Genomic DNA, 19,567 nt, shown 5'->3' with positions numbered 1-19,567 from the left:
GGTTGGAAAGTCTTGAAGCTCGTTATGAAAACTTGCGTCAATGATCTTAATTGAACCGCCGTATACGGAACCGTACGTACGGTGGTGTGAGAGGACGGGAGTTAATCGCTCCCTCCTACTCGATTTATTATTTTTCATATTGCAGGATTAATTTGATCATCTCTTTCGGCGTTTTCGGTCTTTCCGCTTTCGACATCGCATCCAAAATGGAATCTTTATTCCGGATTAACGTTTGCAGGGATTTCAGGAACGTTTCTTTCGTCAATTGTTCCTCTTCCAACACTTCCGCAAATCCTTGATTTTTGAACAATCTTGCATTCAATATTTGATCCCCGCGGCTTTTCGATGATGATAAAGGAATGAGCAGCATCGGTTTCTTTAATGCAAGGAATTCAAAAATGGAGTTGGAGCCTGCACGGGATACGACGAAATCCGCCGCGCTGATCAGATCCGGCAATTCCGTTGTAACATATTCGAACTGTTTATATCCTTTCAATTCCAATAAAGACGAATCGACATTCCCTTTTCCGCATAGATGGATTACATTGAAATCCTTCAACAGTTCAGGCAAATTGCTCCGGATGGCATCATTCAGGACGACTGATCCCAAGCTGCCTCCCATGACAAGAAGCACAGGTTTTCGATTTTCAAATTGACAAAGTTTGAATCCGCGCATTTTATTTCCTTTAAAAAGCTGTTCACGAACCACCGAGCCGGTGCATGTCGACTTCTCTTTCGGCAAATATTTCAAGGTTTCCCGGAACACGGTGAAAATATGGGATGCAAAAGGCTGGGCCAACTTATTGGCAAGCCCGGGCGTCACATCGGATTCATGGATCACGACCGGTATATTTGACAATTTCGCCGCAATCACGACCGGTACGGACACGAAACCGCCTTTTGAGAATACAATGGATGGTTTGACTTTTTTCAAAATCGCGAAAGCTTGGCCGATCCCTGCCAGCACTTTGAAGGGATCCGTAAAGTTTTTCAATGAAAAGTACCGTCTCAATTTGCCGCTTGAAATGCTATGGTATGGAAGGTCGGGGAAATTTTTTGTAATCAATTCTTTTTCAATTCCATCATGGGATCCGATGTAATGGATGGAATAGCCTTCCTCTTGCAAAGAAGGAATAATCGCTTCATTCAATGAAACGTGCCCTGCAGTTCCCCCACCTGTTAAAACGATTGTTTTTTTGTCCACGATAATTCTCCTATTCTCATGAAACTGCATTCTTGATGATTACATTATGCCGTCAACACTGATTTTATCATAAAGCGCCATAGAAACAATGGTGTAAGCAGAAGGCGGGCCGGATTTTGCCTATTTGCCAGGCAAGCCTGAATCCATTTAATTTTCCAAAAAACCCTCCAACCCACAGCCACACAAAAACACCCACCAATTGAGATGGGTGATTTGTTTCTTCCCTTACATTTGAATGAACTGTTGTGTCCAATAGTATCCATTTTCAACAAAGCCTACGCCGATATGGGTATAATTCGCATTTAATATATTCGCCCGATGCCCTGGTGAATTCATCCATGCATTTACCACCTGTTCCGGTGTTCTTTGGCCTTGGGCAATATTTTCACCAGCCGCTCTGTATTGGATACCGGCTGCACGCATTTGGTCAAACGGGCTGCCGTAAGTGGGACTTGTATGGGAAAAATAACCTAAATTCGCCATATCCTGTGATTTTGCTTTGGCAACGGCCATTAAAGGATTGTACATCGTAAGAGGTTTCAGACCCGCTTTGGCCCGTTCCGCATTTGTCAACTCAACGACTTGTCTTTCAAACTCTGAAACTTGGTTGGTAACAGAAGTTGACGGTTTCTCTTTTGTTGCAGGATTTTCCGATTGCGGCTCTGCATTTTGTGTTGATGGAACTGCAGGTGCCGCTTGTTCCCCACCTTTTGACGGGCTGGATGGATTTCCTTTGAAATAGTGATTGATTTGTTTGGACGTTCCGTTATTTGTCCCTTTGCCGCTTTCTGTTTCATCTTTTGCGGTATGTTGAGAGGCATTTGTCTGTCCTGAAGAATTGTCAGCTATTGAATTTGCCGGAACTTTGACAGCCGTTTTTTCCTCTTCCTGGGTCGCAGTTGGTTGCTTGAAGGCTTTAAAAGGATCGGAAACAATGCTGTTTACGGTCTTTTTTGCCAATTCGGCGGCTTGTGTCATATCTTTCAGAAGTTCATCATTTCCTAATGCCCATCGTTCAATTTTTTTGACGATGATTCCGTTATGATTTTCAAATTTGATGATTTGTATCGTTCCTGGAGGTTGCCCCGTGTTCTCCTTACTGATGGTTGTTGCACTTGCTTGGGGAACCACCGTTGCAAATAAACATAATGCACAAAAAGTCATGAACCATTTTTTCATTACTTTTCTCTCCTTTCAATATATCCATGATAAGGGAGAAAATTTGAAAAAAATGGTCCAGCTATTGCCAAAAACGCCAAATCATTTTCGGCTCAATCATTTAAAGAGTTTTCAGAAGAAAAAAATACAATGTTTTACAACTGAAAAATATATTGCTAACAATAAACTATTGACAAAAGTTGAGATTCACAGATATAAGACATTTCCTTTACGAAATTTACAACCGGTTTTCTTCGCCGATTACAGGTACGGACTGTACATTTTCTCCAATCATGACGATTTTTGGCGGCATCTTCATATATTCCGGAATCCATTGGACCAAACCGTATGCATATTGGAATAACATCGGGTATTGCATCCCTTCGATGGGAACAAAGCCTTTCATCCGATAGACCGTTGCCGGAAGCTCTCTTACCCATTCCTCAAATTCTTCCTGGGTGAAACTGCGGTTGAATTCAATCACTCTTGAATTCAAGTGCAAATGCCGTCCAATTTGGGCAGGTTGAATTTCTTTATCCCCTTTTGTTGCCTGTAAACTTTTCAAACTTGCCAATGGCACCCGTCCATGAGTCGTTTGCAGAATGAAGGCGTTCGGATTGAGCCCTTGCAATTCAAATACCACTCTCGCCTTTTCTTCTTCCGTCAACAAATCGCTTTTATTGGCGAGGATGAGATGGGCATGGCGGATTTGTTCCAGAAAAAGGCTCCGTGCCTGAGGAGAGAGTTGATCCCGACCAAGCCAACGTCTGCTGTCCGCAACAGTCACAATCCCCTTTATGTTCAACTGGTCCGCAAATAAAGGAGAATACACTGCATCCAACGCTTCCACCGGATGGGCGGCTCCGGTTGTTTCGATGATGAGCACGTCAAAATCCGCTTCATAAAGCAATGTTTGGATTTGGGCTTCCGTCTTCTCCCCGCCTGTGCAACAAATGCAACCGTCAAGGATTTCTTTTAATGGAACATCTTCATCCACCGCTTGAGAGTCAAAGGGGATTTCCCCCAGTTCATTCATGATCACAGCCGGCTTCAAACCTTCTTCTTTCAATTGCCTTAATACGTTCACCAGCATGGAAGTTTTTCCGCTTCCTAAAAAACCGCTGAATAAATAGACATCTTTCACTCATGATTCCTCCAATTCAGAAGAAAGAGCTGACATTCAAAAGTTTGAATGCAGCCCTCCCATTGCATCAATTATTGATTTTGTAATAACTCTTTCGCTTTTAAAACTTGCGGATCGTCTTTCTGGATTTTTTCACGCAAAGCATCCATTAATTTATAGGTTGTATCACCGGAAATTGCACCGGTACGTTCAAGACCATGATCTCTTTGGAATTGAACGACCGCCGATTCAGTTGATGCGTCATAGGTTTCATCAATTGTGCCCACATTGTATCCAAGGGCATCAAGCATCAATTCCGCTGATTTCACATAGTTGGAAACGACGCCTCTTTTCAATTCCGTATTTGGATCAATATAAGTTGCACTGTAATATTCAGGGTATTGCACTTCCACATCCGGTTTGATTCCTTTTTCATGAATCCAATTGCCTTTCGGTGTCAACCATTTGCCTGTCGTATATTTTAAGTTTGAACCGTCCGGAAGTTGCGTCACCGTTTGGACAGTCCCTTTACCGAAGGATGTCAAACCTACAAGCGTTGCGCCTGCCGATTCTTTCAACGCGCCTGCGAGAATTTCCGATGCGGAAGCACTTCCGTTATCAATCAATACTATAATTGGATATTTGTATTTTTTGCCGCCTTCGCTTAAAACGACTTCCGGTTCCCCTTTGCGGCTCTGCAATTTGACAATTGTTTTTCCTTCATCAATAAATAGGTTGGAAATATCAATGGCCGCATTCAGATAACCGCCAGGATTTTGGCGAACATCCAAAATGATGCTCTTCATGCCTTCCGATTCGTATTGATCCAAAAGTTTTCTCAATTCGTCGGCTGTATTTTCACTGAATGATGTGATTTGAATGTGGGCGATTTTGTCATCCCCCATTTCTCCATAAACCGTTTCAATCGGAATATCATCACGGATAATGGTCATTTCAATTAAATCTTCGGAATTTCCACGTTTGATCGTCAACGTTACCGGAGTCCCTTTTTTCCCTCGAATCAAGAGCACCGCTTCCGTCGCGCTCATGCCTTGCAAGCTTTGTCCATCAACGGAAACAATGATATCTTCCGGCAACAGCCCCGCCTTTTCCGCTGGAGAATTTTTGATAGGAGAAACAACGACAATATTGCCGTTTCGTTCCTGGATTTCAGCGCCGATGCCTTGGAAGCTGGATGAGAGTTCGGAGTTGAACTGTTCCGCTTCTTCTTTCTCCATATAATCGGAATATGGATCATCAAGGGCTTCAAACATGCCGTTGATGGCGCCATGGATAATCTTTTTATCGTCGATATCCGTATAATATTTTTCTTTCAATTCATCATAGGCATCATATAGTTGGGAAAATTCTTGCCTTTCAGTCGGAACTTCGACCACTTTCTTGTCTCCGAAAGTTAAAGCAAAGATTGTCAAACCGGCAGTAAATAATATAGTAAAGACCATCAGCATGATAAAATTGAACGGTTTTAACCGGATATATCGCTTAGCAGGTTTGTTTTGTTCTTGTTGCGGGTCTTTTTCTTGATGCGTCTCTTTCTCTTGTTGATTTTGCTCTTCCATAAATTTCACCACTCTCATATACACTTTCTTATACGAACATTTCATATTTCATATTAACAGTTTCAAGCCATTACGAAAAGAAAAAGACTGTCAACATTTTATGACAGTCGACATATTTTTGGCTTCGTTGATTGGATGCGGAAAAAGTGGCCAATGATTCTGTCAAACCTGGTTCGTCGGCGAAAAATCAGGCTTCAATTGCAGCTTCCAAAGCAACATGGATCATGTCATTAAATGTTGTTTGTCTTTCTTCTGCAGTCGTAATTTCACCGGTCAAAATATGATCGGAAACGGTCAATACAGAAAGCGCTTGTCTGCCGAATTTTGCCGCCAACGTGTAGAGTGCGGCCGTTTCCATTTCCACCGCCAAAACACCGTAACGGGCCAGTTTTTCGTTTTGATTTTCTTCGGAGTAGAACATATCCGCAGTGAACACATTGCCGACCTTCAAATTCAACCCGGCTTTCAACCCGGCTTGATATGCTTTTAATAATAAATCAAAGTCGGCTGTTGGTGCATAATCGATTCCACGGAAAATGATTTCATTCATTTTGGAATCGGTGGAAGCGGACTGGGCCAAAATCACATCCCGCACTTTCACATCTTTTTGCAAAGCGCCGCAAGTGCCCACCCGTATCAATTTTTTCACACCGTATTCCTGCATCAATTCCGTAATGTAAATGGAAATCGATGGGACTCCCATGCCTGTCCCTTGCACGGAAACTTTGTGACCTTTGTACGTTCCCGTGAATCCGAACATATTGCGCACTTCATTATAACAAACCGCGTTTTCCAGGAAGTTCTCCGCAATATATTTCGCCCGCAGCGGATCTCCGGGAAGCAGCACAATGTCCGCAATTTCACCTTGTTTCGCATTAATATGAATACTCAATGGCTTTCCCTCATTTCAATGTATTCAAACTAAAATATACGTTTTTTTCAAAAATTATGCAATGATACTTTCCTCTTCATTCCCCCAAATTTTCTTTCGTACGGTAGATTTCCCAAAGTTCGTCGAAAGCGTTTGCCGATAAATCATCATCGGCCAAAGTTTCAATATAACTTGACAGCTCTTCAAAGGAATCGCTGACTTTGGGAAAACTGTGATCTTTGAACATTTTTTCTGCAAATCGGGTCTTTGGATCGGATAAATCCCCACCGCGAAAAGATAGTGCAAATTGATAAAAACTTTGACTCATTCGGTACCTCCTACCTATACAAACAAATTATCATTCTATAGGACTTTTTTTACATTTCATAGTAGAATAGATTTCGTGATTATGCTACATTGAAAACAGGAATTTTTAAAGGGGATGACTACAAAAATGACTGAAAATGTGCAGACACTGAAAAACAGCTCCAGGAAAAATGTTCAGCCAAAGGGTGGAAAAACGGAATCGAAAAGTGCTGTGAAAGGCCGTTTTTACCACACGATGCGTGGCAGAATTTTGCTCACCTTTTCGATTCTCATTGCAATCATCGTGATTATGCTTATTCTATCCTATATCAACATCACCAGACTACAACAAAGTTTAAATGATTTCTCGGATGTGAACTTGAAAGAACAAAGGGAAATATACCAACTATCCACCGAGATATCAAATTTGACGATTTATGAACAGGCTTTTCTCATTTATGGCGATGAAGAAAACTTAAATAAATATAGTGAGACGAAACAAACCATTGATAAAAAATTGACAGAACTTCTCACCACATTTGAAAACCGTCCTGAAGAAAAAAAACTGGTCGAATACATACATCAATTTTTCCGTACATATTTATACGCTTCCAGCGGCGTGATTGAGACACGGCAATATTACAGTTATGAACAAGCCGTCCGTTTGATGGAGAGAAGCGAAGGGCAAGCGATCAAAGGAAACATCGAAAAACACGCGGATGAATTATTAACATTATTGGAGTCGAAAAATGAACGGACAATCAAGGAAATTGAAACATTTGCCAATTATTCCCGGGTCGCATTCATCGGACTGTCCTCTTTGGCATTGGTGATCGCGATCATCTTCAGCTCCCTTCTATTGCGTTCCATCCGCATCAATACGAACAAAATCAATGATTCGATTTTGGATATTGCCCAAGCCGGCGGAGATTTGACTCGTCGGGTGAAAGTGGCGACAAAAGATGAATTTGCGGTTATTGCCAACTCAACAAACCTGTTGATTGAATCCATATCAACATTAGTCAGAAAAGTGGCAAACTTGGCTGAGCACGTTTCATCCAGCTCGCAGGAACTGATGGCTTTGGCGGAAGAAAATGCGATCGCCATTGATGAAATTGCCAGCTCCACCAATGAAATTGCCAATGATTCCAGCACAACGATCCATCGAATGAATGAAGCGGGAATGAAAATGAAAGCTTTGGAACAGTCGATGGTGGAATTGAACCAGGAAGCTTTTGAAGTTCAAAAAGCGGCAAAAGAAATGCAACTGGCCGCACAAAACGGCAGCAAATCGGTACAAGATTCCACAGAAGTCATACATTTCATTGAAAATACAATGAAAAGCACGACTTCAACGATTGAAACATTGGGACAAAAATCAAAAGATATCAATTCCATCATTTCAACCATCACCGCCATCGCGGAGCAGACGGATCTATTGGCGCTGAATGCGGCGATTGAAGCGGCCCGGGCTGGCGAACATGGAAAAGGCTTTGCCGTTGTAAGTAATGAAGTGAAGAAGTTGGCCATCCAATCCCAGGAAGCGGCAAAACAAGTGGCGGATATCGTCCACTCCATCCAAAATGAAATCGACACCATCGTTTCCCAAAATGCAAAAGGGGCTGAATCCATTTCCCGCGGTGTGAAAGTGACGGATGAGACGAACGAAGTATTGAACGATATCCTGACACAAACAAACAAGACAACAACCATCATCATTTCAATGGTGGAAAAAATCAGTTCCACTTTGGAAATTGTGAACGAGTTGACCTCATCTTTCAATGAAGTGAATGCCCTCAGCCAAAATACAAGCCACGCTACGGAAAAATCCGCCCAAGCGGCGATGCAAGGTTCGGCGTCGATGCAGGAAATCAACGCCAGCGCCGTGGAATTGGCGAAACAGGCGGATGATTTACGGAATCTTGTGAGTGAATTTAAAATTTAATCCGCCTGCCAACATAAAAAATTCGCTATTTTCTTCAGAAATAGCGAAATTTTTTTATTTTTGGATAGACTTTATATACAACAGGAAAATGTGGGAGATGGAAAAGGTGAGCAATTCAATAAAAATTGGGATTTTGCACATCATTTTTATCTGTATGACTTGTATCGGTTTAAAAAATCATATAACCGTCATTTCACCGGTTTTGGAAACGGCGAAACGGGATGGCTGGATCACTGTCCTTTTGGCCGGCATTGCCATATTTCCATGGATCTTATGGATTCTTTATATACAAAAAAAATCCCGGATGAAACCGTTGAAAACTTGGCTGACTGAAAGAATCGGCAAAGTGGGGGCAAAAATCCTATTATTCGGCCTCGCCATTTTTGCCTATTTCCTTGCCGCTTTCACTTTGAGAGAAACCATTCTTTGGATGTCGTCCACCTTTTTAGAAAACACTCCCATCACTTTTTTGATTTTGATTTATATCATCGTATGTTTCCTGCTGGTTTCAACCAACATTCAAACAATCGTCACTGTGAATGCCTTCATACTCTTTTTCGTCATTATATTCGGTTTTTACGCAGCTTTCACCAACATGCAAGTGAAAAATTATGAACTTCTGCTTCCCATGCTGGAACACGGGTTGCGTCCAGTGTTGATATCCATGATTTTCCCCGCTTCAGGATTCATAGAATTGTTTTTATTGCTCTTTTTGCAGCATTATTTTAAAAAACCTTTGAAATGGTATCATCTGGGTATTATCATGTTTTGTTTCATCGGTTTGACGATGGGGCCATTGATTGGCGCCATCGTGGAATTCGGGCCGGAAGAGGCTGCAAAGCAACATTATCCCGCTTATGAAGAATGGACATTGGTGTCCCTTGGCCGCTTCATTGAGCATATGGATTTTTTATCCGTTTATCAGTGGTTGGCAGGAACGTTCATTCGTGTCGGAATCATATTATTCATCGTTTGCGACATACTAAATTTCACAGGGCAGCCAAAGAAAATTTGGCTATATATGGTGCCGCCCTTCGTGATATTGAATTTCTCCCTGTTTCTTATACAGGATGAAAATTTCCTGACATGGAACAATTATTATTTTCTGGAAATTACGTTTCTGTTCTTTTTCCTGCTATCGATCATACTCATTTTGATCAGCATGTTGGATAAAAAAACTGTACGTCGCGACACCCAGCAAAATACGAAATGAAAGAAGTGAGTATGAATGAACATGGATGAAGCGGCCATCAATCTCGATACCTTGAAAAAGTTGTTCCAAAAATCCGAAGATGTGATTTTTTACCCTTTCCAAATCCAAAACGTTCCATTTACTTTGATTTTTTGCGAAGAAATGATCGATCAACAAATCCTGTTCAATTATATTTTGCCATCGATGGAAAAATTCATCGAAAAAGTGGAACAGCAACTGAATGAAGATCTATTGCGGAAATTGCCTTTTCCCGAACTGAAAAAAACCGTTGAAAAAGAAGAGATCATTACGGATGTCTTTACCGGAAAGCTGGCGATTTATATGGATGAATTGCAGGTGCTGTTCACTTGCAATATCGCCAAAAAACCGAACCGCAATCCGGAAGAGACCAAAATGGAAGTATTGATAAAAGGGCCGCGGGACAACTTTATTGAAAATGTTGCTACGAATATTGCTTTGATCCGGAAACGTCTCCCAACCAATTCCTTATGTGTGGAAAAAATCGTGATCGGAAAAAGATCGAAAACGACCGTGGCCATATTATACATGGAAGATATTACGAATAAGGAAATTGTCGAAGAAGTGAAAAAACTGCTTCAAAATGTTGAGACGGATATCCTTTTAAACGGCGATACGTTAATTGAACGAATTGATAAAAAACGATGGATGATGCCATGGACGAATGAAACCGGAAGACCGGATTTCGCCATCCAATCATTGATCCGGGGAAGAATCGTCATTTTAGTGGATGGTGTCAGTTACGCCATTATCACGCCGGTGAACTTCCCTTATTTGTTAAAAGCCGGGGAGGATTTTGAATACCCTATTTTGTTCAGCGCATTTGAGAGAGCGATGCGCTTGATCGGCGTTTTCATGGGGGTTACACTTCCCGCCTTTTGGCTTGCACTGACCACTTTTCATCAAAACCAGTTGCCCCTTCAACTGCTCGCAACCGTTGTTATTTCAAGCCGTGGATTACCTTTTCCTGCATCGCTGGAAATGATTATACTTCTTTTAATGTTTGAAATGTTCCGGGAAGCGGGGATGAGATTTCCTACAGCCATCGGAAGCACGATCAGCGTGGTGGGCGGATTAATTATCGGAGATGCCGCCATCCGTGCCGGAATTACAAGTCCCGCGATGCTTGTGGTGATTGCTTTATCCTTTGTAGCCACTTTCACCATTGCCAACCAGTCATTGCTTACAATCATTACCGTTATCCGTTTTATTTTTATTATTTTCACATCCTTCTTTGGCCTTTTCGGATTTTTCATTTGCATCTTCCTGCTTATTATATACATTGCGAATATGCGGATTTTCGGAGTCCCTTACTTGAATTTTGCAGCGGATTTGGACTGGTCCACACTTGGCAAATCTTTGTTCCGTTTGTCTCCTAAAGAATATAAAGACAGGCCGGAAATGTTACGTCCAATTGATAATACAAGAACGAATGACGAGGGAAAACAATGAAGCAACTCAAAATGATTTTGATTATCGCAAGTTTGATCTTTCTTTCCGGTTGTTGGGATTCGGAAGAAAGTGTACGGATGCTTTACGTTCATGGGGTTGGAATCGATTATAAGGAAGATGAATTTCATGTGTACGTACAACTCGTCAGTTTTGCGAATGTGGCAAGATCTGAACAAATCAACCAGGATGTGATGCAGTCCGAAGTGGGGTTCATCAAAGGCAAAACCATTGATGAAGCGTTTGAAAAATTGTACAGAAGCGTTGATGAGAAATTGTTTTTCGGTCATTTGACTTTCTTGATTTTTAGTGAAGAGTTACTGAAAGAAGCGCATTTGAATGAAGTCCTCAATTCGTTTACAAGATATATCAATACCCGCTATCAAACATGGGTTTACGCAACGGATGAGCCATTGGAACAAATGTTTATTGAAACCCCTATTTTACGAAAAGCCATCACGCTGACGAAATTGGCCAACCCTTTAAATTCATATGAACAGGATTCTTTCATCGAACCGATCAATGTCCGGAAATTAATTATCCAATTAAATGAACCAAGCCATATTGTCCTGATGCCGTATGTGACGGAAAAAGAAAACTGGCATACGGAAAGAGGGGTTGATGCATCTTATCATATTGAAGGGGTAGCCCTTGTCACCCCAACAGGTTTCAAAGGGTATTTAAAAAAGGATGCTGCCAATGGACTGCAATGGATAACAAACGAATCCATCACCAATTATTTGTCAACAAAAATAGATGGAAGCGACTTTACCTTTTCGAATAAAAATAAAAAAGTGAAAATCGTTCCGAAAGTGGATGGAACTAACGTCAAGTTCGACATCAACATTTCAGTGAGCACCATAGTGAACAGTTTTGATGTGAACGTATCGGAGAATGCGATCCGGCAAGCGGTTAAAAAAGGAATCGAAAAAGAAGTATTGGAAACTTATAAGTTGGGATTGGAAAAAAACAGCGATGTTTACCGCCTTTCAGAAGTTCTTTACCGGAAACATGTGGGCGTTTGGAAAAAACTCCAAAAAAACGGCGTCATTCCATTGACCGAAGATTCCGTCAATGTGAATGTGATCGTTGATAAAGTGAGAGCGGGAAGAACGATGTATAAAAATACAATCGATCATCCTTGATTCAAAATGAAAAGATGATCCGATACACTTTGCGGATCATCTTTTTTTTTCATTCTTTATCATTTTCAAACAGCTTTAAATATTCACCATAGCCTTCTTCTTCCAATTTTTCCTTAGGAATAAACCGCAACGAGGCGGAATTGATGCAATAACGGAGCCCCCCCAACGCCCGCGGTCCATCCGGCAATACATGGCCCAGATGGGAGTCCGCCGTTTTGCTGCGGACTTCAATGCGGCGCATGCCGTAAGATGTATCCAATTTTTCGACAATTTCATCCGGATCGATGGGTTTTGCAAAGCTCGGCCAGCCGCATCCCGCATCAAATTTGTCCTTTGAGCTGAACAGCGGCTTTCCGGAAACGATATCCACATAAATCCCTTCTTCAAAATGCTGGTCATATTCATTCTGATATGGGGGTTCTGTGCCATTTTGCTGCGTCACATAATATTGCATCGGCGTCAACTGTTTCAAACGTTCCTCTTTATTCATATAAATCCCCCCAATGCCGCTTGATAAATTGCGCTCTCCCTGAACCGACAAAATATCGTTCATAATCGAGCGGTTTTTTCTTATAAAAATCCTGATGAAACTCTTCCGCAGGATAAAAGGGTTTTGCGGGCAAAATTTTTACCGCTATCGGTTTGTCGAATTTCCCCGATTCTTCCAACCATTTTTTGGATTGTTCGGCAATGTTTTTTTGCTCTTCATTATGATAAAAAATGGCTGTTTGATAAGACTCTCCCCGATCATGGAATTGGCCGCCCGGATCAGTCGGATCAATCAATTTCCAGTATATCTCCACCAGTTGTTCATAAGGAATGACTTCCGGATCGAAAGTGATTTGCACCGCTTCCACATGCCCGGTTGTACCGGAACAAACTTGTTGATATGTAGGGTTTTCCACATGTCCACCTGTATAACCTGAAACGACTTTTTCAATCCCTTCAAGACGATCAAAAGGCTTGACCATACACCAAAAACACCCGCCAGCAAATGTAGCAAGTTCTTTTGACATCATACTCACTCCTATTGATTTGGTATTACGATTTCCAATTGAATTTGATTATTTTTCAAGTCAATCTCTTTCGCTTTTACCTTTGCACCGGAAGAAAGGGTTAAATTGGACAGATCGACAAAGATTTCTTTGGCATCGGGTCTGATAACCATCCATTCAGGAAATTGGACTGCCTGATCCAATAATTTCAATACCATCGAAGGAGGCAGATTTAAACTTCCTACATTCACTTCCGATTGGACCAAATGGATATTCCCATGTTCATTCACAACGGGATTGAATTTCATCAAAACAGGAACATTGTATCCAAATGCGACAATTTCACTGGATATCTGAATTGAATCATTAACCTCGATTTCCACCGGCAAAGCGGAATTTTTTAATTCTCGTTTGATATATTTTATCGCCAATTTTTCAAAATCATCCGCTGTCGTCTCCACATACAGGACACTATCCGTTTCCTTGGCTTCCGGTTCTTCCGCAGAAGGAACGGACGTTTTCACTGGCGAAGTCGCCCAGTAAATGAGTAAAGCCAACAATAAGACGATCGCGCCGGATAATGTGAAAAAGGCGACTTTCCAAACATTCATTCTATGACACTCCTATCAATGGGCAAAAAAGATTTCTATTAACATTATCTTTTTTTATGCACCAAACTCTATAAAATATGATTGCTTTTTTAAACTTATTATAAATTTTGGAATAAATTAAATAAAATAAAACGCTTCCGAGAAAAAAGAAAAGTGTCCATCCCTCCGAAAATGGGAATCGACACTTTGGGCAGTGCTCTTTGGCCGGTTATTCCGCAAAGAACACCAAAGCAATGGCGCCCCGTCCTGCATGGGTGCTGATGATGGGCGAAGTGAATGTGACTTCAATATTATCAAATCCTGACTGTTCAATCAAATGTTTCAACGGAGTTCCGACATTGTCCATTCCACCGGCATGGGAAATAGAAACCGCTTTGACCGTTTTCCCGGAAGTATGTTTTGTAAACTCTTTGTACATATATTTAACCACTTGGCCATAACTTCTCATCTTGGAAACGGGCAAATACTCGCCTTCTTCCAAAACCGCAATGGGTTTGATGTTCAATAGGGAACCGAGAAGCGCCCTCCCCTTCCCTATCCGTCCGCCTTTGAGAAGATTTTTTAACGTCTCCAAGTAAATATACATTTTTGTGTTGGCCCGGACAAGTTCCAACCGCTTGATGATTTCATTGACAGATGCTCCGGCATCCCTCAAACGGGCGGCTTCCCGGACTTGAATCGCCATAGCGGTGGAAATGAACCGGGAGTCAAACACCGTTACATTGGCATTTGCCATCTCTGCTCCTTGGCGGGCGGATTGCAATGTGCCGCTTAATTTCCCGGCCACATGAATGGAAATGATTTCATCCCCAACGTTCCCCAATTGTTCATACACCTCTTGAAATCGGCCAGGTGCCGGCTGGGAACTCTTCGGCAATTCCTTTGCCTGATCCATCATATCCAAGAAAGGCTCCGGATGAATATCCACCCCATCGACATAGGTCTTCCCGTCAATGTGCAAAGAGAGTGGCACGATATGAATATTTTTTCTTGCCGCTTCTTCCATTGAGATGTCGCATGAAGAATCCGTGACGATATGAATCTTTCCCACTGATACACTTCCTCTTGCTTAATTTGAATCATTATATAAATGGTTTTTATGGTTGTAAAGATGACAACTGTCATCACTTTCAACACAATTTCAAATATATGACAAATGATAGTGTTGCCGCTGCAAGTATTGGTATATCGTTATAGTCATTAGGAGGTTGATGAAATGAACAACATCGAAGCATTCGATTATAAAAACTGGAAAGAAGAATGTTGGAATGCCATCACCCACGGAATCGGATTTCTCTTCAGTATTCCTGCCTGTGTGATGTTAATTCTGTTGGCCGCCCATTCGGGAAGCGCCATCGAAATTGTCTCCTTTTCCATCTTTGGTTCTTCATTAATTATTTTGTTTTGCATGTCCACTTTATTACATAGCATGCCCGAAAAATATAAAAAGTTTTTCTCCATTCTCGATCATTCATCCATTTATGTATTAATCGCAGGAACCTATACGCCGTTTCTATTGATAGCCATCGGCGGAACCCTCGGACTCGTTCTCCTGTGCATCATTTGGGGGATCGCCATCTTCGGGATCGTATTTAAAAGCTTATTTATTCACCGGTTTGAAGCATTTTCCTTATTGTTGTATCTGGTGATGGGCTGGCTGATCATCTTTGCGGTTAAACCGCTTTATGCATTCATCCATTTGGAAGGGTTTTGTGTCTTGCTTGCCGGCGGATTGTTTTTCACAATCGGTTCTATATTCTATGCATGGAGAAAGCTTCCATATAATCACGCGATATGGCATTTATTTGTGATTGCGGGTTGTGTTTGCATGGTGTATTGTGTGGCGGTGTATTTGTAATTTTTGGATCATTGGCGGCATGAGGCATTGATTAATGGCCAGTGGAATGGAACTTATCGCCACTCCGGAAAGATGACCGCCAGTGGAGAAAAAGTGCAATTGCTGAGGGCGATTATCGCCAAGCTGATGGAATAATCGCCCCTTTTGGAAAAATATTCGCCGAAGTTGTGAACTTAATCGCCTGCACGAGAAAAAGGGGCACTTGCTGTGGCCGTTAATCGCCGAAATTCGAAATTTAATCGCCGAACGAAAAATTTCATATCCTTCGATTTTCCAAAAAGAAAACAGAGCGTACACTTCCCGCTCTGTTTTCGTGCAATTATACCGGACTTACGCCATGTTTCCGTTCCGAGAATACAAGATATTTGGAAGCATAAGCATGCAGTCTTGCCGTCAACACTTGACGCAAATCGTTCGGCTCGATGACATCATCGACAATCAATTCGGAAGCCAACTTATAAATATCGATTTCTTCCCGGTATTCTTGGCGTTTTTGCTCGATGAAGGCCTGCTGCTCCTCTTTTGGAAGCTGGGCAATTTTATTTGCGTAAACCGCATTCACTGCTGCTTCAGGTCCCATTACGGCGATTTGTGCCGTTGTCAACGCAATTACGCAATCCGGCTCGAATGCAGGACCTGCCATTGCATAAAGCCCGGCTCCATAGGCCTTTCTCACAATCACCGTAATTTTCGGCACCGTTGCTTCGCTCATGGCAAAAATCATTTTTGCTCCATGGCGGATGATGCCTTGTCTTTCCACTTGTGTTCCGATCATGAACCCTGGAACGTCTGCCAAGAACACTAACGGAATATGGAAAGCATCGCAAAGATTGATGAATTTTGCGGCTTTATCGGCAGAATCGTGGAACAGCACGCCGCCTTTCACCCTTGGCTGGTTCGCAACGATTCCGACCGCTTGTCCATCAATCCGGGCAAAGCCGGTAATGAGTTCCGCCGCAAACAGTTTTTTCACTTCACAGAAGGAACCTTCATCAATGATTCGATCGATCAAATCATACATATTGAATGGCACGTTTTGATTTTTTGGAATGATTTCCTCAATCGTTTTTTCAAAGTTCGCAGGCAGTTTTGGCGCTTCCACCGGAGGCTTTTCCCGGTAATTATTCGGGAAATAGCTCAAATATTTTCTTGCGTATTCAATGGCTTCCTCTTCCGTTTTGGCAAGCACGTCGCCGCAGCCGGATACGGAGCAGTGCATTTTTGCTCCACCCATTGTTTCCAGATCCACTTTTTCTCCGATCACCATCTCCGCCATTCTCGGTGAACCTAAATACATGGATGCATTTCCTTCCACCATGATGACCACATCACAGAAAGCCGGTATGTAGGCACCACCCGCTGCAGAAGGCCCGAACAACAAGCAAACTTGCGGCACTTTTCCTGAAAGTTTCACCTGATTATAGAAAATGCGGCCAGCTCCACGGCGTCCCGGGAACATTTCCACTTGGTCCGTAATGCGGGCACCGGCAGAATCCACCAGGTAAATGATCGGGCAAGCCAGTTTTTCGGCCGTTTCTTGAATGCGCAAGATTTTTTCAACGGTTCTTTTCCCCCAGGATCCGGCTTTTACCGTGGAATCATTGGCCATAAAGCATACCGTTTGGCCATTGATTTTTCCGATCCCTGTCACCACGCCGTCCGCAGGCAAGTCGCCAGCCACACAGTTGGCGAATAGGCCGTCTTCGATTTGCACATCTTCATCAAGAAGCAGCTTTAAACGGTTGCGTACGAACAGTTTTCCTTGTTCTTTATTTTTTTGATGGTACTTTTCATGGCCACCTTTTTTGATTTCTTCTATTAAATCTGCGTGAGCCTTTTTTGTAACCGTATCACTCATGGATGAATCCTCCTTTGATTTGTGATGTGTCGCGGCTATCTTCCTTGATATTGTGGTTGTCGTTTTTCCTGGAACGCCACCAAACCTTCCAACCGGTCTTCCGTATGCAAAAGCTCATTGTAGGCAAGCTCTTCAATTTTAAGACCGGTTGTCAAATCCACCTCGATGCCTTTGTTGATGGCCACCTTTGCCTGAATCAATGATAACGGTGCGTTTTTGGCAATTTCCAAAGCGAGTTCCGTCGCTTTCTCAAGCAAAATTTCCTTGTCGTACACCGAATTGATCAAGCCGATTTCAAGGGCTTCATTCGCGGAAATTCTTCGTGCCGTGTATATAAGCTCTTTCGCTTTTCCGACCCCGATGATGCGAGGCAAACGCTGCGTTCCACCTGCACCAGGAATGATGCCGAGGGAAACTTCCGTCAGTCCCATTTTGGCTTCACTGCTGGCAATGCGAAGATCGCAAGCTAACGCGAGTTCGAGTCCTCCGCCAAAAGCGACGCCATTCATGACAGCGATAACCGGTTGCGGAAGAGCTTCCACCTGATTGACGGTGCTGCCGATGAGTTTGACCGTTTCCCTCACTTGCTGTTCATTCATGGTTTTCCGTTCTTTCAAGTCTGCACCGGCGCAGAACGCTTTTTCACCGCTGCCTGTGATCAACACCACACGGATTTCCCGGTTTTTGGAGATGGCAACCAAAGTTTCATTCAGTTCCTTCAATAGTTGAAGGGACATTGCATTGGCCGCTTCCGGACGGTTCAGTGTGATCAAACCGATTCCTTTTTCGATTTCGTTAAACTGTACGAGCGTTGTCAACGTTTGCGCTCCTTTCGTTTCTGGCAATTTCCAATTGTTTCGAAATGAGTTTCTTGCCGATTTTTTCTTCGATAAAGAAAGCCGAATCAATCAGCGCTTCCGGATTTACGCCGGTTTCAATGTTCATTGCGGTGAGCAGATAGTTCAAATCTTCCGTAGCCACATTGCCGCTCGCTCCTTTGGCATACGGACACCCTCCAAGACCACCCGTCGAACTGTCGAAAGTGGTGATGCCCATCTCCAACGATTTCACCACATTGGCAAGGGCTGTTCCTCTCGTGTCATGAAAGTGCATGGCAAAGAGTTGAGGCGGGAAATGCTTCAATAAAGTTTCCAATAAGCTTTCCACTTGGGTAGGTACGCCGACGCCGATCGTGTCGCCCAAAGAAATTTCATAAACGCCCATTTCCGCCAATCGATCAACGACTTTCAACACTTGCTCCGGTGCAACCGGTCCATCATACGGGCAGGCAATCACCGTCGATACGTAACCCCGTACTTTTAGATCCGCCTTTTTCGCCTCATCCACGACCTCTTTTAATACAGGGAAAGTTTCATCAATCGATTTATTGATATTGCTTTTGTTATGCCCTTCGCTGGCGGACATGAAAACGCTGATTTCATCCACATGGCAGTTGAATGCCCGTTCAAGGCCGCGAATATTCGGCACCAGCGCCGCATAAGTCACGCCCGCTTCTCTTTTGATGGACTTTAGAACTTCTTCGCTGTCTGCCAATTGGGGAATCCACTTCGGATGAACGAAGGAGGATACTTCGATATAGGATAAACCGGTTTTGCTCAGCCGGTTGATCCAATCCACTTTTTCCTTTGTTTCAATAAAATTGGGCTCGTTTTGCAAACCATCCCTTGGCCCGACTTCTTTGATCGTCACTTTTGTCGGAAGCTTCATCCTTTTCCCCCTATTCGATTTCTAAAATGTCATCATCCACGTTGATAAAATCGCCTTCTTGCACAAAGATTTTCTTCACAACCCCATTTGCTTCCGCTGCAATCGGAATTTCCATTTTCATGGATTCCAAGATTACAACATCTTGTCCTTCTTGTACTTGTTCACCTTCTGATACGACGATTTTCCAAACTGTTCCTGCCATATTTGCTTTTACTAATGTTGCCATTATCATCAACCTCCAATTTTTCTATTCTTTAGGGAAAGGGATAGGGCGTTGATGGATGTGGGTGTTGGGGTGTTTGTTCAATTGGTGCGGATGTTAGCCCGTTTTGTGCGGATAAGTATCCATTTGGTGCGGATACATCCTCGTTTTGTGCAGATGGCCATCTTTTTTGTGCGTTTGCCACCTTGTTTTGTGCGGATGGCCATCCTTTTTGTGCGTTTGCCACCTTGTTTTGTGCGGATGGCCATCTTTTTTGTGCGTTTGCCACCTTGTTTTGTGCGG

The 19,567-nt window shown here is 42.7% G+C and carries 21 protein-coding genes; 6 read left to right on the top strand and 15 right to left on the bottom strand.

Going from position 1 to position 19,567, the window contains the following annotated elements; genetic code table 11:
- Positions 1-127: 127 nt before the first annotated feature.
- The 6 genes from ACFPOH_RS13260 to ACFPOH_RS13235 all read right to left on the bottom strand — a co-directional run bounded on the left by ACFPOH_RS13260 (position 128) and on the right by ACFPOH_RS13235 (position 6,264).
- Positions 128-1,204: an undecaprenyldiphospho-muramoylpentapeptide beta-N-acetylglucosaminyltransferase gene (locus tag ACFPOH_RS13260; protein WP_342469353.1), complete on the bottom strand. Its 1,077-nt coding sequence runs from the start codon at positions 1,202-1,204 to the stop codon at positions 128-130.
- A 225-nt stretch (positions 1,205-1,429) separates the two neighbouring features.
- A complete protein-coding gene (locus tag ACFPOH_RS13255; RefSeq protein ID WP_390310102.1) occupies positions 1,430-2,383 on the bottom strand; it encodes a CAP domain-containing protein in 954 nt (317 codons plus the stop codon).
- A gap of 217 nt (positions 2,384-2,600) precedes the next feature.
- Positions 2,601-3,506, bottom strand: coding sequence for a CobW family GTP-binding protein (locus ACFPOH_RS13250; RefSeq protein WP_390310100.1), 906 nt, complete (start codon positions 3,504-3,506; stop codon positions 2,601-2,603).
- A 71-nt stretch (positions 3,507-3,577) separates the two neighbouring features.
- Positions 3,578-5,065, bottom strand: coding sequence for a lmo1851 family serine protease (locus tag ACFPOH_RS13245; protein WP_390310098.1), 1,488 nt, complete (start codon positions 5,063-5,065; stop codon positions 3,578-3,580).
- Between the two features lie 187 nt (positions 5,066-5,252).
- The gene (deoD, locus tag ACFPOH_RS13240) at positions 5,253-5,957 is read right to left on the bottom strand and encodes a purine-nucleoside phosphorylase (RefSeq protein WP_390310096.1); all 705 of its coding nucleotides are present in this window, start codon (positions 5,955-5,957) and stop codon (positions 5,253-5,255) included.
- A 76-nt stretch (positions 5,958-6,033) separates the two neighbouring features.
- Positions 6,034-6,264, bottom strand: a complete 231-nt coding sequence (locus tag ACFPOH_RS13235; RefSeq protein ID WP_342469350.1) for a YozE family protein — start codon at positions 6,262-6,264, stop codon at positions 6,034-6,036.
- A 126-nt stretch (positions 6,265-6,390) separates the two neighbouring features.
- Between ACFPOH_RS13235 and ACFPOH_RS13230 the strand changes: the two genes are divergently transcribed.
- The 4 genes from ACFPOH_RS13230 (at position 6,391) to ACFPOH_RS13215 (ending at position 12,012) form a co-directional block, all read left to right on the top strand.
- Positions 6,391-8,187 (top strand): methyl-accepting chemotaxis protein, encoded by a 1,797-nt coding sequence (locus ACFPOH_RS13230; RefSeq protein ID WP_342469349.1) that lies wholly within the window; start codon positions 6,391-6,393, stop codon positions 8,185-8,187.
- 106 nt (positions 8,188-8,293) lie between these two features.
- The gene (locus ACFPOH_RS13225) at positions 8,294-9,400 is read left to right on the top strand and encodes a GerAB/ArcD/ProY family transporter (protein ID WP_390310094.1); all 1,107 of its coding nucleotides are present in this window, start codon (positions 8,294-8,296) and stop codon (positions 9,398-9,400) included.
- Between the two features lie 15 nt (positions 9,401-9,415).
- The gene (locus ACFPOH_RS13220; RefSeq protein WP_390310092.1) at positions 9,416-10,870 is read left to right on the top strand and encodes a spore germination protein; all 1,455 of its coding nucleotides are present in this window, start codon (positions 9,416-9,418) and stop codon (positions 10,868-10,870) included.
- Positions 10,867-12,012 carry a Ger(x)C family spore germination protein gene (locus tag ACFPOH_RS13215; RefSeq protein WP_390310090.1) on the top strand — a complete coding sequence of 382 codons (1,146 nt, stop codon included), beginning with the start codon at positions 10,867-10,869 and terminating at the stop codon, positions 12,010-12,012. Before ACFPOH_RS13220 ends, ACFPOH_RS13215 begins: the two co-directional genes overlap by 4 nt.
- Before the next feature lie 49 nt (positions 12,013-12,061).
- Here ACFPOH_RS13215 and msrB read toward each other — a convergent pair whose 3' ends face one another.
- The 4 genes from msrB to ACFPOH_RS13195 form a co-directional block, all read right to left on the bottom strand.
- Positions 12,062-12,508, bottom strand: coding sequence for a peptide-methionine (R)-S-oxide reductase MsrB (gene msrB, locus ACFPOH_RS13210; protein WP_390310104.1), 447 nt, complete (start codon positions 12,506-12,508; stop codon positions 12,062-12,064).
- Positions 12,495-13,028: a peptide-methionine (S)-S-oxide reductase MsrA gene (msrA, locus tag ACFPOH_RS13205; RefSeq protein ID WP_390310089.1), complete on the bottom strand. Its 534-nt coding sequence runs from the start codon at positions 13,026-13,028 to the stop codon at positions 12,495-12,497. The genes msrB and msrA overlap by 14 nt, the downstream gene beginning before the upstream one ends.
- An 11-nt stretch (positions 13,029-13,039) precedes the next feature.
- Complete coding sequence (locus ACFPOH_RS13200) at positions 13,040-13,618, bottom strand: YpmS family protein (protein ID WP_390310087.1); 579 nt, start codon at positions 13,616-13,618, stop codon at positions 13,040-13,042.
- A 208-nt stretch (positions 13,619-13,826) separates the two neighbouring features.
- Entirely contained in the window at positions 13,827-14,669 is an 843-nt protein-coding gene (locus ACFPOH_RS13195; protein ID WP_390310085.1) for a DegV family protein, read from the bottom strand.
- Between the two features lie 165 nt (positions 14,670-14,834).
- On the opposite strand from ACFPOH_RS13195, the gene trhA reads away from it, so the two are divergent.
- Together trhA and ACFPOH_RS13185 are read left to right on the top strand one after the other, a co-directional pair.
- Entirely contained in the window at positions 14,835-15,476 is a 642-nt protein-coding gene (gene trhA, locus ACFPOH_RS13190; RefSeq protein WP_342469342.1) for a PAQR family membrane homeostasis protein TrhA, read from the top strand.
- Between the two features lie 3 nt (positions 15,477-15,479).
- Positions 15,480-15,611: a hypothetical protein gene (locus ACFPOH_RS13185; protein ID WP_342469341.1), complete on the top strand. Its 132-nt coding sequence runs from the start codon at positions 15,480-15,482 to the stop codon at positions 15,609-15,611.
- Positions 15,612-15,795: 184 nt separating this feature from the next.
- Here the strand turns inward: ACFPOH_RS13185 and ACFPOH_RS13180 are convergent, their stop codons facing one another.
- The 5 genes from ACFPOH_RS13180 to ACFPOH_RS13160 form a co-directional block, all read right to left on the bottom strand.
- Positions 15,796-17,334, bottom strand: coding sequence for an acyl-CoA carboxylase subunit beta (locus ACFPOH_RS13180; RefSeq protein WP_390310083.1), 1,539 nt, complete (start codon positions 17,332-17,334; stop codon positions 15,796-15,798).
- Between the two features lie 35 nt (positions 17,335-17,369).
- Positions 17,370-18,152 (bottom strand): enoyl-CoA hydratase, encoded by a 783-nt coding sequence (locus ACFPOH_RS13175; RefSeq protein ID WP_342469339.1) that lies wholly within the window; start codon positions 18,150-18,152, stop codon positions 17,370-17,372.
- Positions 18,130-19,062, bottom strand: a complete 933-nt coding sequence (locus ACFPOH_RS13170; RefSeq protein WP_342469338.1) for a hydroxymethylglutaryl-CoA lyase — start codon at positions 19,060-19,062, stop codon at positions 18,130-18,132. Before ACFPOH_RS13170 ends, ACFPOH_RS13175 begins: the two co-directional genes overlap by 23 nt.
- Before the next feature lie 10 nt (positions 19,063-19,072).
- On the bottom strand, positions 19,073-19,288 hold the full coding sequence (locus ACFPOH_RS13165) for an acetyl-CoA carboxylase biotin carboxyl carrier protein subunit (protein WP_342469337.1): 216 nt from the start codon (positions 19,286-19,288) through the stop codon (positions 19,073-19,075).
- Positions 19,289-19,365: 77 nt separating this feature from the next.
- On the bottom strand, positions 19,366-19,567 hold a 202-nt coding region (locus tag ACFPOH_RS13160), incomplete at its 5' end, for a hypothetical protein (RefSeq protein ID WP_390310080.1).

It is taken from the genome of Ureibacillus suwonensis, from assembly GCF_042655065.1.
GTDB classification, from domain to species: Bacteria; Bacillota; Bacilli; order Bacillales_A; family Planococcaceae; genus Ureibacillus; species Ureibacillus suwonensis.
Note: the sequence above shows the minus strand (reverse complement) of the source record. Positions and strands in the feature narration are given on the sequence as shown.

Bases quoted from the DNA above. Each gene is read 5' to 3' on its own strand.
- ACFPOH_RS13180 (WP_390310083.1), bottom strand. From the start codon at position 17,334: ATGAGTGATACGGTTACAAAAAAGGCTCACGCAGATTTAATAGAAGAA.
- ACFPOH_RS13220 (WP_390310092.1), top strand. From the start codon at position 9,416: ATGAACATGGATGAAGCGGCCATCAATCTCGATACCTTGAAAAAGTTG.
- ACFPOH_RS13200 (WP_390310087.1), bottom strand. From the start codon at position 13,618: ATGAATGTTTGGAAAGTCGCCTTTTTCACATTATCCGGCGCGATCGTC.
- ACFPOH_RS13165 (WP_342469337.1), bottom strand. From the start codon at position 19,288: ATGGCAACATTAGTAAAAGCAAATATGGCAGGAACAGTTTGGAAAATC.
- ACFPOH_RS13215 (WP_390310090.1), top strand. From the start codon at position 10,867: ATGAAGCAACTCAAAATGATTTTGATTATCGCAAGTTTGATCTTTCTT.
- ACFPOH_RS13235 (WP_342469350.1), bottom strand. From the start codon at position 6,264: ATGAGTCAAAGTTTTTATCAATTTGCACTATCTTTTCGCGGTGGGGAT.
- ACFPOH_RS13170 (WP_342469338.1), bottom strand. From the start codon at position 19,062: ATGAAGCTTCCGACAAAAGTGACGATCAAAGAAGTCGGGCCAAGGGAT.
- msrA (WP_390310089.1), bottom strand. From the start codon at position 13,028: ATGTCAAAAGAACTTGCTACATTTGCTGGCGGGTGTTTTTGGTGTATG.
- ACFPOH_RS13255 (WP_390310102.1), bottom strand. From the start codon at position 2,383: ATGAAAAAATGGTTCATGACTTTTTGTGCATTATGTTTATTTGCAACG.
- ACFPOH_RS13245 (WP_390310098.1), bottom strand. From the start codon at position 5,065: ATGGAAGAGCAAAATCAACAAGAGAAAGAGACGCATCAAGAAAAAGAC.
- trhA (WP_342469342.1), top strand. From the start codon at position 14,835: ATGAACAACATCGAAGCATTCGATTATAAAAACTGGAAAGAAGAATGT.
- ACFPOH_RS13230 (WP_342469349.1), top strand. From the start codon at position 6,391: ATGACTGAAAATGTGCAGACACTGAAAAACAGCTCCAGGAAAAATGTT.